The following is a 14,634-nucleotide window of genomic DNA, read 5'->3' as shown; positions in this document are numbered from 1 at the left end:
CGCTGTTCGACCCGGGCCTGCCGGGCCACGCGGGCCGGCTCGCCGCGGTCCTCGCCGACTGCGCGCCGTCCGCCGTCGTGACCACCGCGACCGCCCGCGCGGGTGTCGAAGCGTTCGTCGGCCAGGACGTCACCGTCGTCGCGATCGACCGGCCGGAACCGGCGCGGACCCGACCGGCGCCGGCCGCGGCCCCGGACGACGTCGCCTACCTGCAGTACACGTCCGGTTCGACCCGCAGCCCGGCCGGCGTGGTGCTGACCCACGCGAACGTGCTCGCCAACGTCACCCAGGCCGTGCGCGGTCTCGGCCTCGACCCGGCCGCGGCGACCACGGTCTCGTGGCTGCCGCTGTTCCACGACATGGGGCTCGTCCTCGGCCTGATCACGCCACTCGCGCTCGGCCTGCGCTCGGTGCTGATGGACCCGCTGGCCTTCATCGAGCGGCCGGTCCGCTGGCTGGAACTGCTCGGCGACCACGCGGGCAGCTGGAGCGCGGCCCCGAACTTCGCCTTCCACTACTGCGCGAGCCGGATCCGCGACGCCGACCGCGCGCGGCTGCGGCTCGGCCGGGTCACCGCGATCGTCAACGGCGCCGAACCGATCAACCCGGACGTCGTCGACCGGTTCCACACCGCCTTCGCGGCCGCCGGGTACCGGCCGGAGATGACCCGCCCGGCGTACGGCCTGGCCGAGGCCACCGTGTTCGTCACCACCGGCCCCGCCGCGGCCCCGCGCGTCACCACGTTCGACCGCGACGCCCTCGCCACGGGCGCCGCGCGGCCGGCCGCGGACGGCGTCCGGCTCGTCGCCTGCGGCACCCCGGCCGGGCAGCTCGTCGCCCTCGTCGACCCGGACAACGCCGTCGTGCTGCCGGACGGCTCGGTCGGCGAAATCTGGGTGCACGGGCCGAACGTCGGCGCCGGGTACTGGCAGAAACCCCTGGAGAGCACCGAGACCTTCGGCGCCCGGCTGGCCGGCGGCCTGCCCGAGGGGCCCTGGCTGCGGACCGGCGACCTCGGCGTCCGCCACGACGGCGAGCTCTACATCGCCGGCCGGATCAAGGACCTGATCATCGTCGACGGACGCAACCACTACCCCCAGGACGTCGAAGCGACCGCCGCGTCGGCCGACCCCGGGATCCGCCCGGGCAGCGTCGCCGCCTTCGCCGTGGCGGGCCCCGACACCGAGGCCGTCGTCGTGGTCGCCGAACACCGCGGCCACGCGGACCTGGCCGAACCCGCCGAACGCGCGCTGGCCGCCGCGATCCGGCGGCTGATCTCCGACGCGCACGGCCTCGCGCTGAGGGACGTGCTGCTCGTGCCGCCCGGGCGGGTCCCGCGCACGTCCAGCGGCAAGATCGCCCGCGCCGCCTGCCGCGACCGCTACCTCGCCGGCGACTACGGGAAGGCACTGGCGCGATGAGCGACACCCTCCGCCGCTGGCTCCTGGACACCGTCGCCGAGCACACCGGCGTCCCGGCCGAGCCCGACCGGCCGCTCGGCGACTACGGCCTGTCCTCCCGCCAGGCCGTCGGCATCGCTGCCGACCTCGAAGACCGGCTCGGCCGCCGGCTGCCGGCGACGCTGCTGTGGGAAAGCCCGACCATCGACCACCTCGTCCGCAGCCTCACCGGTGAGGCCGAGCCCGAGGCCCGGCCGAGCACCGACCGCCGCCGGACCGACCCGGTCGCCGTCATCGGCCTGGGCTGCCGGTTCCCCGGCGCGGACGGGCCCGAGGCGTTCTGGGACCTGCTGAGCAGCGGACGGGACGCCGTCCGCACCGCGCCGCCGGGCCGCTGGAGCGCCGAGGCCGCGCCGGTGCTCGGCGGGTTCCTCGACGACGTCGCCGGGTTCGACGCCGAGCACTTCGGCATCACCCCCCGCGAAGCGGCGACGATGGACCCGCAGCAGCGCATGCTCCTGGAGGTCACGTGGGCGGCGCTGGAGCACGCCGGCCTCGCGCCGGCGTCGCTGCGCGGCAGCCGGACCGGCGTGTTCACCGGGATTTCGACCCACGACTACGGCCACCTCACGATGACCGGCGGCGCACCGGACCTGTGGACGGCCACGGGCGCGGCGGGCAGCATCGCGGCCAACCGGCTGTCGTACGTCTACGACCTGCGCGGGCCGAGCATGGCGGTGGACACGGCGTGCTCGTCGTCGCTGGTCGCGGTGCACCACGCGGTGCGCGCCCTGCGCGACGGCGACGCGGACCTGGCGCTGGCGGCGGGGGTCAACCTCATGCTGCTCCCGGGCCCGACGGCGGCCTTCGCGGCGGCGGGCCTGCTCGCGGAGGACGGCCGCTGCAAGACGTTCTCGGCGGCGGCGGACGGCATCGCGCGATCGGAGGGCTGCGGCGTCGTGGTGCTCAAGCGCCTGGCCGACGCCGAATGCGACGGCGACCGCGTGCTCGCGGTGATCCGCGCCTCGGCGGTCAACTCCGACGGCCGGTCCCACGGCCTGGCCGCACCCAACCCGCTGGCCCAGCAGGCGATGCTGCGGGACGCTTACCGCGGCGTCGAGCCGTCCACTGTGGACTACGTGGAGGCGCACGGAACGGGCACGCTGCTGGGCGACCCGATCGAGGCGAGTGCGCTGGGAGCGGTGCTGGGCACGGGCCGCGCGGAGGAGGCACCGCTGCTGATCGGCTCGGTGAAGACGAACATCGCCCACACCGAGGCGGCGGCGGGCATCGCCGGGCTGATCAAGGTGGTCCTGGCGATGACGCACGGGGTGTTGCCGCCACAGCTGCACTTCGGTGCGCCGAACCCGCACATCGCGTTCGGCGCACTGGGGTTGAAGGTGGTCACGAAGCCGACGCCGTGGCCCCGTCACGCCGGCCGCGCGACGGCGGGGGTGTCGGCGTTCGGGTTCGGCGGGACGAACGCGCACGTGGTGCTGGAGGAAGCGGCCGCACCGGAACCGGCTTGCGAGAGCAGGCTGCCGCACGGTGGTGCTGCGGCCCGGCGCGGCACCGGCGGTGTCCGGATCGGGCTGCTGTCGGCCCGGACGCGCGACCGGCTCGCCGAGCGGGCCGCCCAGCTCGCCGGCTGGCTGGACTCCCCCGCCGGGCGGCGGAGTTCCCTCGCCGACGTCACCCACACCCTCTTCCGGCGCGACGACTCCGGCCCGTACCGGGCCGCCTTCGTCGCCGCCGATCACGGGGAGCTCGCCGCGTTGCTGCGGGCCGTCGGGGACGGGGCCGATCCGCTGCCCGCCGGGGCCTTCGCCGGTTCCGCCGTCGGCGGGGAGGGGCCTGTCTTCGTCTTCTCCGGGCACGGGTCGCAGTGGGCCGGGATGGGCCGCCGGCTGCTGGCCACCGAACCCGTCTTCGCCGCCCAGGTCGACAAGCTCGGCGATCCCTTCACCGAACACGCCGGGCGATCACTCCGGTCGCTGCTCGCCGGCGCCGCTCCCGGGTCCCTCGCCGAGACGCAGCTGGCGATCTTCGGGACGCAGGTCGCGCTGGCCGCGCGGTGGGAGGCGCTCGGGGTGCGGCCCGCCGCCGTCCTCGGGCACTCGCTCGGGTCCGCCGCGGCCGCCGTCGTGGGTGGGGTGCTGACCGCCGACGAGGCCGTCCACCTGGTCGCCACCCGCGCCCGCCTGCTGGGCACGATCGGCACCGGCGGTGCGATGGCCGCGGTCGAACTGACACCCGGCGAGCTCGCCGCGCACCCCGGCGTCGAACTCGCCGTCGATTCCGCTCCGGGGCAGCTGACGGTCGCCGGGGACGCGGTGCTGCTCGACCGGCTCGTCGCCGACCTCGAGGCCGCCGGACGGAGCGCGCGGCGGCTGCCGGTCGGGGTCGCCGGGCATTCGGCGGGGGTCGAGCCCGTCCTCGGCGCCCTGCGCGACGCCCTCGCCGAACTGGGCGGACGGCGGCCGTTGGTGCCCTGGTACGACACGGTACTGACGGACCCGCGCGAGCTCCCGGACTTCGACGCCGGCTACTGGGCCGCGCACCTGCGCCGCCCGGTCCGCTTCCGGCAGGCGGCCGCCGCGGCGGCCGCGGACGGGCACCGCGTATTCGTCGAGGTCTCCCCCCACCCGATCCTGCGCGGCTCGCTGGCCAGGACACTCGAGGCGGCCGGAATCGCCGACGCGGTGGTGACCGGCACCCTGCGCCGCGGCCAGGACGAGATCCGGGCATTCGCGGCCGCGGCGGCAACGCTCTACTGCGCGGGCACCCGCATCACCCTGACCACCCCGGACGACGACGCCCGCCTCACAGACGTGCCACCGATGCCCTGGCGCCACGAGCGGCACTGGTACACCGACGCGGACGAGGCGCCCCGGCCCGCAGCAACGCCCGGCAACGGCCGACCCGCTCACCCGCCGGGCAGCACCGCCGCGGGACCCGCGGCAACGCCCGGCGACACCCGACCCGCCGCTCAGCCACCGGCCGAACCCGAACCCGACGGTGATCGGCTCACCCGGATCGTCGCGGCCGTCATGGGGCTCGCCCCGGACCGCCTCGACCCCGACGTGCCGCTCGTCGACCTCGGGCTCGACTCGCTCATGGCGAACCGGATCCGCGAAGCCGTCCGCCGGGAACTCGGCACCGAACCCGATGCCGCCGCCGTGCTGCGCGGGGCCACCCTCGCCGACCTCAACCGGGACCTCGTCCCCCGGGGCGACGAACCTCCGGCCCGCGGCCGGGCCTGGGACGCCGCCGATCGGCTCGTCCTGCGGCTGTGGCGGCAGCACACCGGCACCGACGCCGGCCCGCACGTCCGCCTCACCGGAACCGCCGACCCGCACCGCCTCGCACGGCTGCTCGCCGGCAGCCTCGCCACCGAACTCGACACCCCCGTCGACGCCACGGAGCTCCTCCGGCACGACTCGCTCGCCGCCGTCGCCGACGTCGCGCGGGCCCTGCTCGACACGCGCGAAGACGTGCACCTGCTCAAGCCCGGCGACGCCGGCACCGCCCCTCTCCTGCTGTTCCACCCCGGCGGCAGCACCTGCACCGTCTACCGCCCGCTGCTGGACCGCCTCCCCGCCGGGATCCCCTGCCTCGGCTTCGAACGCGTGCCCGGCACCAGCATCGAAGACCGCGTCGACCGGCTCCTCCCACTCGTCCGGGCCCGCCTCCCCCACGGGCCCTACCGCCTCGCCGGCTGGTCCTTCGGCGGCGCCCTCGCCTACGGCCTCGCCGCCCGGCTCGCCGACGAGGGCGAACCGGTCGAGCTCGTCGCCCTCATCGACACCATGCTGCCGCTGCCCGAACCGGACCTCGACCCGCGCGCGTCGTCGGCCCGGCGGTTCCTGCGCTTCACCGGCTACGTCGAAGGCACCTACGGCCGGACCGTCCGGCTCGGCCACGACGAACTCGCGCACCTCCCCGAAGAAGAGCAGATCGAACTCACCATGCAGCGGGTGGCCGAAGCCGGGTTGCTGAGCCCCGGCGTCCTCCGCCACCAGCGACAGTCCTTTTTGGACACCCTCGCCGCCGAACGCGGGACACCGCCGCCCTACGCCGGCCGCGTGGTGCTGTACCGGGCCACCGAACCGTACGCCGCCGGGCTCGCGATGGAACCGCGCTACTCCCGCACCGACCCCGACGCCGGGTGGGGCGGGCTGTGCCCGCGGCTCGAGATCGTCCCCGTCCCGGCACACCACCTCTCGATCGTCGACCCACCGCACGTCGACGTCGTCGCTCGGCACCTGGCGGACGAGCTGTGGCCGTGACCCGGACCGGGCCGCTGCTGGCCGTGCTCGGCGCCGGCCTCTTCCTGGTCGCGGTGGACGCGACCGTGCTGCACGTCGCGCTGCCCGACCTCGTCCGGCAGCTGCGGCCCGGCGCGGCCGCCCAGGTGTGGATCGTGGCGATCTACCCGCTCACCGCGGCCCCGCTGCTCCTGCCGTCCGGCACGCTCGGCGACCGCTTCGGACGGCGGCGCGTGCTCGTCACCGGCTATGCGGTGTTCGGGCTGGCGTCGCTCGGCTGCGCCCTCGCCCCCGGCGTCCCCGCCCTGCTCGCCGCCCGCGCCGCGCTCGGCGTCGGCGGCGCGCTGATCATGCCGGTGACGATGTCGCTGCTGCGGGAACTGTTCCCGGACCGACGGCGGCGGCGCACGGCGATCGCGGTGTGCAGCGGCATCGCCGGGACCGGTTCAGTGTTCGGGCCGGTCCTCGGCGGGCTGCTCGTCGAGGCGTGGGGCTGGCGGGCGACGTTCCTGGTCAACCCGCCGGTCATCCTGGCCGCCGTGGTGGCGGCGCTGCGGTGGCTGCCGCGCAGCCCGCCCGGGCGCGAGCCGTGGGACGCGCTCAGCGCGGTGCTCGCGGCCGGTGGCGTGCTCGGCATCGCCTTCGCCGTCGGGCCGTCGGGGGGCGGCTTCGTCGCGGGGGCGGCCGGGTGCGTCCTCCTCGTGCTCTTCGTGCGCCGCCAGCGGCGGGCGGCCACTCCCCTGCTGGACCTGGGCCTGTTCCGGCGGCCGGGCGTCCCCGGCGCGGCCGGCGGGGTGCTGCTGGTGATGAGCACCCTCGTCGGACTGGGCCTCCTGCTCGCCCAGTACCTCCAGGTGGTGCTCGGCCTCTCCCCGACGGCCGCGGCGGCGCGGCTGCTGCTCGTCCTCGGCGCGTCGGCGGCCGGCAGCGTGGTGGCTCCGGCCCTGCTGGAGCGGTACGGCAACACCCAAGTCCGCACGGCGGGCTTCGCCCTGGCGGCCGCCTCCCTCGGCATCCCGGCGGCGGGCGGCCTGCCGTCGCCGTGGTGGCTCAGCGGCGCGCTCGCCGGCTCGGGCTTGGGCATGGCCCTCGCACTGACGTCGAGCACGGACACGCTGCTGTCCGCCGCGCCGCCAGACCGGGCCGGAGGCGCGGCGGCGGTCGAGAAAACGGGCTACGAGCTGGGTGCGGGCCTGGGCACGACGGCGTTCGGCTCCCTGGCGGCCGCCGTCTACGCGACGCACCTGGTGCTGCCGCCCGGCGTGCCCGAGTCCGTGAAACGCCTGGCCTCCGCCGGACCGGCCCAAGCACAAACGGCGTCGCACGGCCTTGCGCAGGCGGCCGAGCTCCTCGCGGCTGCCCGGGCGGCCTGCACCGAGAGTGTGCAGGCCGCCGCGCTCGTTGCGTGTGGTTTGTTCGCCCTCGCGACGATTTTTTCGATCGTCGCGAGGGGTATAGGTCGTTATACGATCAGAAGTGCTCGCGCTCGGCCTCGTGGGCGACGACCTCGGAGCGATCGGCGAGCCGTTCGAGCCCGCTGAGGGGCCGGCGCATCCGGTGGTTGCCGCGCAGCCGCTCGGCGTTCCGGTCCAGGAACGCCCAGTACCCCGCGGTGAACGGGCACGCGTCCGGCCCGGTCCGCTTCTTCGGGTCGAAGACGCAGCCGCCGCAGTGGTCGCTCATCCGGTTGATGTAGGCGCCGCCGGCGGCATACGGCTTGGTCGCGACGAGCCCGCCATCGGCGTACTGGCTCATGCCGATCACGTTCGCCGGCATCACCCAGGGGAAGCCGTCGACGAAGGCCGTCGCGAACCAGCGGGTCAGCGCGGCCGGGTCGTAGCCGCGCTGGAGCCCGTGGTTGCCGAGGACCATGAGGCGTTCGATGTGGTGGGCGTAGCCGCGGTCGCGGACCCCGGCCAGCGCGGTGCGCAGGCACGCCGCTTCGACCGCGTCGGCGTCGAGCGAGCGCCACCACTCCGGCAGGGCGCGGCGGGCCTGCAGGGCGTTGCGGCGCAGGTAGTCCGGCCCTTGGTGCCAGTAGAGGTGCCACACCCATTCGCGCCAGCCGAGCACCTGCCGGACGAACCCTTCGACGCTGCTCAGCGGCGCCTCCCCCGCCCGGTACCGGTCTTCGGCCCGCCGGACGACGTCGCGCGGGTCGAGCAGCCCGAGGTTCAGCGGCACCGACAGCAGGGCGTGCGCCATCGCCCAGTCGTGGGTCAGCATCGCGTCCTGGTGCGGCCCGAACGAGGACAGCCGGTGGTCGAGGAACCGGCGCAGCGCCCGGTTCGCTTCGTCGTGCCCGACGGCGAACTGCCGCGGCCCGTCCACACCGACCGGGCGGATCTTCCCGGCGCGCTCGGCCGCGTCGAGTTCGGCGCGGACCCGGTCGTCGAGCTCGTTTTCGCGCGGGTGCCACGGCGCCGGGACGCCGAGCCGGGTGGTCTTCGGCGGCGGCTGCCGGTTGTCGTGGTCGTAGTTCCAGTGCCCGCCTTCGGGTTCGCCGTCGGCTTCGAGCAGCACGCCGAACTTCCGGCGCTGGTCGCGGTAGAAGTCCTCCATGACGAACCGCGTCCGCCCGGCCGCCCACGCGGCGAAGTCCTCTTTGGACAGCACGAAGCCGGGCGTGGACACGATCTCCGTGACGACGCCTTCGTCGCGCAGCCGCCGGACGAAGGCATCGGCCGCGTGCGACGTCGGCTCGTGCACCACGACCGGCCGCCCGAAGCGCCGCAGGCCGGTGCGGTAGTCGGGCGCGTCGATCAGGGTGACGCGGTCGCCGAGGTCGGCGGCGAGCCGGTACAGCGCCGCCTGGACCAGGTGCAGTTTCTGCCGGTGGAACGGTTTCGCAGCGAAGGCGGCGGCCGACCGGATCAGCAGCACGTCTCGATCGCGGTGCTCGGGTGTGCTGTGGAAGTGAGGCCCGAGCTGGTCGGCGAACAGCCACAGCGCGGGCTCATCTCGCATGCGCGGAACGCTAACCCGCTTCCGGCGGCTCCGCAGCGTGACGGGTGGGGCATCACCCAGGAGGGACAGAACGTCGATGGCCGCGCTTAGACGATCGATTCCAACGGCCCGTCCAGCGCGACGATTTCCCGCACGGCGTCCTCTAGATCGGCCGGACAGATGCGAGCGACCGGCCTCAGCACGTGAGGCGGAATCCAGATCGACTCTTCGGCCAGAGCCTCCCGAGCCAGGCTTTTCGCCGTTTCGAGGTCGGCGTGCTCGGCGATCACCGAAAGGGCCCTATCCCTGGCGAGACCGGGTTCGAGCCGACCGACGCGTTCGAGCGCGGCCGCCACGGCGTCCGGCTCGGGGAACGCGTCGACGACCGAATCGCCCACCAGCTCCGCCAGCGGAACGAGGGTCTTCGGCCGACGGCGAGGTCGCGCGCCCCCCTGCACGGTTCGCCGGTCGGCTTCGCCACGCAGGTCGGCGTTCGTGATGCTTCTGGCCAGTTCGGTGGCCTCGGCCCCCCGGCAGGCCCTGGCGAGAGCCCCGGTTAGAAGCGCGAGAAGCTGCTCTTTCGCGACGACGCTGGGCACGGTCTGAGCGAGCACGAGGGCCGCACCGACGAGGTCGTCGAACCGCTCGGGCTCCCCCGCGGCCACCTCCGCCAGCCGAGCCAGGGCGCGAACACGCTGGTAGGCATCGGGGATCGAGTCGGCCAGTTCGCGTGCCCGGTCAGCGGAGCCCGCTACGGCGGTGATTTCCGCGATTTCGGCGAACGCGACCGCACGATGGTAGGGATTCACGGTCTCGCGGGCCGCCGCCTCCGCGGCATCCAGCATCCCCCATTCGGCGAGGCCGACGGCGAGCCGCCGCAAGGCCTCGTTCTTCAGGTAGGCGTTGTCGATCGTTTCCGCCAGCGACCGGGCCGCCTCCTCCGCACCCCGGGAGGCCAAGGCCGACACCGTCTCGATTACCAACTGAGCCCGGGTGTACGGCATGGGGGCCGCCGCCGCTCGCGCCAGCGACTCCGCCTGCTCGAGCAACGCTCGCGCGCGAACCGGATCGACGTCCGCCATCACGGCCGCCGTCTCCACCAGGACGGCAGTGTGGTCGGTGGAACTCAGCCCGTCGGCCAGACCGAGTGCCCGATCGAACTCGCCGGCTTCGGCGACGGTGGCGGCGATCTTGGCGATCAATCTCTCGGATCGGTAGGACTGGTGGCCTGCCTGTGACGCCACAAGTTCGTCCGCCGCTGCGGGATCGTCGGCAACGGCGGCCGCTGCGACAGCCTCCGCGATTTCCAGCCGGTAAAACTCGCTCTCTACGAGTTCCGCAACTGCCTTGACCGCAGCACGTCGCCCGGCAGCGATGAGAAACTTCGCAACATCAGCGAGCAAATGGTCCGAAAGACGATTCTCCGGCACCCACTCTTCAGCAGCCGTATGCAGATCGCCTGGCGTGACAACCGCGACGACAGCCAAGAAATGGATCAAGTCTCCGCTCAAGAACCTGCTCCGACCGGAATGAATCTTATGCATAAGACGCTTCGCATACTCGATGTCGCCCGCATAAACGCAAGCATGCAGCAGTTCGACCCACAGTGGAACTCGATAGTAGCCAGGACCCAATGCATCGATGGTTTGTTCCACGAATTCGCGGGCGGCGCGGTATCCCTTGCCGTCTCCGGCCATTGCCATCCTCAACGCCACGTGTGCCGCTACAGGAGCATGAAGCTCGGGATCATCGAGCGAGCGAACACCATCCAGAGCACGGGCGATTCCCATCGATGCCCGTTCCGCCGCGACTGCTCGGTGGTACGCCTCCGCCGTCAAGCTTCTCTCATAGAAGTCTTTGGACATCGACAGCAGTCGCGGCACCTCACCCGAACACCCGAGTTCGATGTGTGCACGAACCAGATCGGGAAGATATTTTCCGTACAACTGGTCCCGAAACCTCACGAAGATCTCCTCCGCTGCATCGAGCCGGCCCGCCGCGATACAGCCGTTGAACAGCTTCCGCACCTGCTCCCAAGACACCTCGCCCACGGCGACCGACCGGCAAAGGTCCAAAGCCCGGTCGACGGCACCTCTCTGCGCTTCCGCCAGCGCGACAGTTCCGATCGCCTCCCGCCTGCTCCACTCACTGTGTCCCACGGCGCCGACGAGCGCCTCCGCCCGGCTGTAGTCCCCCAGCAGCGCCCACACGGCAGGGAGGCGCGCGGGGATGGACCCGCTTCGACCGGCAAGCCGCTGCATGTGCAGCGAGATCCGCAAGAGTCCACCGACGTCGGCCTCAGCTGCATCCAGAAGAACCTGTTTGGTCGCCCTCAACTGCGCCAAGGCCGTCGCGTCACCGTGGGATCTGGCGAACATCCGGTCGGTCCTCGCCGCGTCCGTGACGTACTCGACCAGCAGCGGCACGTCCACTTCCGCCAGCAACAGCCGGTGGTACCCGATGAGGAGGTACTCCGGCGTGTCTTCCGGCCAGCCGTTTCGGCGGTAACCGTCGGCCCAGACCGAAATCCGCTTCCGGTAAACCGCAAGTCCGGCTTGGCCGAATTCCTCACAGGCCGTTTCCCGGAGATCTTCGTGACCGAGCAAGTACGCCCGTGGGCCGTCCTCCGGCTGCCAGCTGCTCCGGCGGATGTCGAACGTCCGCCCCACCACCGTGCGCAACCGGCGGCGGACGTCGACCAGGGGCTGCGCCGTCAGCTCGGCGATATCGTCCGCCTCCAGCCCACCGGCCACCGTGATCAGCCCCAGCATGTCTCGGCCGAACGAGTCACCGTGGAGCAGCTCGTGGAGCTCGTGCAGCATGTCGTCGCGGATGACGTGAGCGTGCTCGGACGGCGCGAGCTCACGCACGTACAACGGGTCGCGAAGCGGGTGCGTGCTCGCCACGTCCGACGGCAGCGGCGGGTTCGGCCGGCCGGCGACGATCACCCGCATGGTTTGCGTCAGGCGGGCAGGAAGCAACGCGGCGATGCTGTGGGCCCGGGATCCGACGCGGAAGCCCCGGTCCTCGTCCAGGCCGTCCACCACCAGGAGCAACCGCTCTCCGGCCGCCTCACACCGTTCGGCCGCTTGCCGGATCATCGCGGCAAGGCCGATTTCCCGCGTCGATTCGGTCGCGTACGGCGGCCGCGGGAGCTCGAGCAGATCGCACAGCTGGTCGATGACGACATCGACGAACGCGCCGCGGTGGTCCTGGCCGGGCAGGCGTGCGGTGATGAAGAAGCAGATGATCCGGACCCCGGGTGGCGGGTGCAGCACGAACCACGACATCAGCGCCGTCTTGCCCGCCCACTTCGGCGCCTGCAGCCACAAGTAGGGATGGCTTTCGGCGTCCCCGGTGCAGAACTCGGTCAGCTCGTCGAGCACGTCCTCCCGGCCACGCAGCGGCTGCGGCGCGATCTCCCTGACCCGGTCCAGATATCCCGACTCTGCGGATCGGTTGCCGGGCGACGCCCGGGCCGGCTCCGCACGATCCGGGTGCTGACGGTCCGGACCGAGGGGCGGAGCCGCCCGAGCGGCTTCCCAGAGGCGCAGCCAGGCCGGCGCATCCTCGAGCAGCTCCGGCTCGATCCCGTCCAGGGCCACGCCATCGGCTCGGGTACGCGCACGAAGGGCCGATATCCGCTCTTGCAGCAGACGCACCAGCACGATCAGCGGCTGCGGCCGGTGCGGAACGCTCCTGCCCGAGATCCAGTCGGTGATCCGCTGCTGCGTGACGTTCCACGAGTCACCGGTGCCCCGGCGCTGCATGACCCGCTGCGCCGCCTGTTTCTGCGTCAGGTCGGAGGCCGCCAGCAGCCGCTCGAGACGGGCCGCGAGGACCTGTCTTGGATGCTCTTCGGTCAAGGTGCCTCCTCACCCTGGCGATGACGCACGTCCGGGCCGGCGAACCGGCCGACCCGCACATCCTGCCCGCACCGTCGCCTCGGACGGCTTCCCACGCGCCGAGGTGCGCCCGAATGGCCGAATCCGAAGAAGGTGCTCAGGACTCCGCAGCGTAAGCACGGAGGATCTCCGTGGTGTCGCCGAGGAACTGCGCCACCACCTCCGCCTGCCCGGGTGGCAAGCCGTCCGTCAACCGGGTGATGGCGTCGACGAGCGGGGCCAGTGCGGCCCGGACTTCGGCGCGGGCCGCCTCGCTGACGACGAGGGTGACCCGCCGTCCGTCGCGCGGGTGCGGGCCGCGACGGACGTGGCCGGCCGCTTCGAGCCGGTCGACCAGCACGGTCGCCGATGCGGACCGGATCTTCAGCGCGTGCGCGAGGTCGACCGTGCCCATCGGCGTGCCGGCGGCGAGGTGCTGCAACGCCTGCACGTCGGTCGCGCCGAGGCCGAGCCGCCGGGCCAGGGCGATCTGCACGTCGTGGGCGAGCGCCAGGAGCTCGCGCAGCGCGAGGTTCACCCGGAGCGCGACGGGGATGTCTTCCACCTGGTCATTCTAAGTTAGCTAGACAATCTAGCGAGTTTTGCTACCGTGGAACCGTGGATGTCCGAGCGATGAACGCCGAAATGACCGCGAAGCTGATCGACGCCCCCGCCGAGGCCCCACCGGACGGCGGGTACGCGCTGCGCGTCGTCGAGACGCGCGGCCGCCGCACCGGCGAGCCGAGGCGCGTCCCGCTCGCGGTGGTCGCGCACGACGGCGGGCAGTACCTCGTCTCCCCCGTCCGCGACCGCGACTGGGTGGAGAACCTCCTGGCCACGCCGGTGTGCGCGCTGCTGTCCCACGGCCGGCGCGAAGACCGGCGGGCCGACGAGACCGGCGGCGAGGAAGCAGCCGCGGTCGTCGCCGCCTACCTGGCTGCGATGTCGGTGCCGTGGGCGATCCGGGCGTTCCCGGTTTCCCAGGACGCGACTCGAGCGCAGATCCTGGAGCACCTGCCCGCCATGGCGGTGTTCCGTCTCTCCACAGTGGACACGGCATGAGCGTGGCGATCGCCGGCGGCGGGCCCGGCGGGCTGCTGCTCGGCTACCTGCTGGCCCGGGCCGGGATCGAGGTCACCGTGCTCGAATCGCGGTCGGACTTCGACCGCGACTTCCGCGGCGACTCGCTGCACCCCTACACCCTCGAACTGCTCGACCGCCTCGGCCTGGCCGGCGACCTGCTGGAGCTCGACCACTTCAAGGCGCGCTCGTTCCGCTTCCACACCCCGGACGGCGTCTACCGCGCCGCCGACTACGACCGCCTCCGAACACCGTTCGGCTACATCGCCCTGATGCCCCAGGTCCGGTTCCTCGACTTCCTCGCCGAACGGGCGAGCGCGCTGCCGTCCTTCACGTTGCGGACCGGCGCCAAGGTCACCGGGCTGCTCGAGGACGACGGCGTGGTGACCGGCGTCCGCCACCGCGGCGGCGAGCTCGCCGCGTCCGTCGTCGTCGGCGCCGACGGCCGATTTTCCACCGTGCGGCGGCTGGCCGGGCTCGAAGCCCGGTCGCTCGGCGCGACCACCGACCTGCTCTGGTTCCGGCTGCCCCGCTCCCCCGGCGACCCGCCGGACGCGGACCTCGACCTGTACTTCGGGCGCGAAGCCTACGTCGGCGTCCTCGGCGGCGTCCGCGACTGGCAGGTCGGCTACAGCATCGAAAAGGGCTCGTACCCGGCGTTGCGCGAACGCGGGGTCGAGCCGATCCGGGCGTTCGTGCGCGAGCGCGTGCCGTGGCTGGCCGACCGCGCTCACCTGCTTGCGGACTTCTCCCAGACGACGCTGCTGTCGGTGGACATCTCGCGGGTGGACCACTGGTCCCGGCCGGGCCTGCTGCTCCTCGGCGACGCCGCGCACGTCATCTCGCCGGTCGGCGGCAACGGCATCCTGATGGCGGTCCAGGACGCCGTCGCCGCGGCGAACCGGCTGGTCCCCGCCTTCCGGCGCGGCGGTGTCACCCCCGCGGACCTCGCCGGGGTCCAGGCCGACCGGATCCGCGCGATCGAGCGGGTGCAGGCCGACCAGGTGCGGGTCGAGCGGCGGGCGGCCGCCGCGCGGGCCCGCGGGCGCGGCGCCG

The 14,634-nt window shown here is 73.3% G+C and carries 8 protein-coding genes; 5 read left to right on the top strand and 3 right to left on the bottom strand.

Annotated features, from left to right (window positions below):
- The 3 genes from ACWEVN_RS39075 to ACWEVN_RS39065 all read left to right on the top strand — a co-directional run.
- A partial coding sequence (locus tag ACWEVN_RS39075) for a fatty acyl-AMP ligase (protein ID WP_452054635.1) occupies positions 1 to 1,421 on the top strand: 1,421 nt, incomplete at its 5' end.
- On the top strand, positions 1,418 to 5,689 hold the full coding sequence (locus ACWEVN_RS39070; RefSeq protein ID WP_452054634.1) for a beta-ketoacyl synthase N-terminal-like domain-containing protein: 4,272 nt from the start codon (positions 1,418 to 1,420) through the stop codon (positions 5,687 to 5,689). The genes ACWEVN_RS39075 and ACWEVN_RS39070, both read left to right, overlap by 4 nt.
- Complete coding sequence (locus ACWEVN_RS39065) at positions 5,680 to 7,209, top strand: MFS transporter (RefSeq protein WP_452054633.1); 1,530 nt, start codon at positions 5,680 to 5,682, stop codon at positions 7,207 to 7,209. The genes ACWEVN_RS39070 and ACWEVN_RS39065 overlap by 10 nt, the downstream gene beginning before the upstream one ends.
- Here the strand turns inward: ACWEVN_RS39065 and ACWEVN_RS39060 are convergent.
- The 3 genes from ACWEVN_RS39060 to ACWEVN_RS39050 form a co-directional block, all read right to left on the bottom strand.
- Positions 7,139 to 8,635 carry a cryptochrome/photolyase family protein gene (locus ACWEVN_RS39060; RefSeq protein ID WP_452054632.1) on the bottom strand — a complete coding sequence of 499 codons (1,497 nt, stop codon included), beginning with the start codon at positions 8,633 to 8,635 and terminating at the stop codon, positions 7,139 to 7,141. The two genes, ACWEVN_RS39065 and ACWEVN_RS39060, sit on opposite strands and share 71 nt — an antisense overlap.
- A gap of 86 nt (positions 8,636 to 8,721) precedes the next feature.
- The gene (locus ACWEVN_RS39055) at positions 8,722 to 12,480 is read right to left on the bottom strand and encodes a hypothetical protein (RefSeq protein ID WP_452054631.1); all 3,759 of its coding nucleotides are present in this window, start codon (positions 12,478 to 12,480) and stop codon (positions 8,722 to 8,724) included.
- Between the two features lie 136 nt (positions 12,481 to 12,616).
- On the bottom strand, positions 12,617 to 13,063 hold the full coding sequence (locus ACWEVN_RS39050) for a MarR family winged helix-turn-helix transcriptional regulator (protein WP_452054630.1): 447 nt from the start codon (positions 13,061 to 13,063) through the stop codon (positions 12,617 to 12,619).
- Positions 13,064 to 13,116: 53 nt separating this feature from the next.
- Between ACWEVN_RS39050 and ACWEVN_RS39045 the strand changes: the two genes are divergently transcribed.
- Positions 13,117 to 13,560 carry a nitroreductase family deazaflavin-dependent oxidoreductase gene (locus ACWEVN_RS39045; RefSeq protein ID WP_452054629.1) on the top strand — a complete coding sequence of 148 codons (444 nt, stop codon included), beginning with the start codon at positions 13,117 to 13,119 and terminating at the stop codon, positions 13,558 to 13,560.
- Positions 13,557 to 14,634: FAD-dependent oxidoreductase (locus ACWEVN_RS39040; protein ID WP_452054628.1), on the top strand; the 1,078-nt coding region annotated here is incomplete at its 3' end. The genes ACWEVN_RS39045 and ACWEVN_RS39040, both read left to right, overlap by 4 nt.

It is taken from the genome of Amycolatopsis sp. NPDC003861, assembly GCF_053605405.1.
This window is presented reverse-complemented; position numbering and strand designations above follow the sequence as displayed.

Bases quoted from the DNA above. Each gene is read 5' to 3' on its own strand.
- ACWEVN_RS39070 (WP_452054634.1), top strand. From the start codon at position 1,418: ATGAGCGACACCCTCCGCCGCTGGCTCCTGGACACCGTCGCCGAGCAC.
- ACWEVN_RS39060 (WP_452054632.1), bottom strand. From the start codon at position 8,635: ATGCGAGATGAGCCCGCGCTGTGGCTGTTCGCCGACCAGCTCGGGCCT.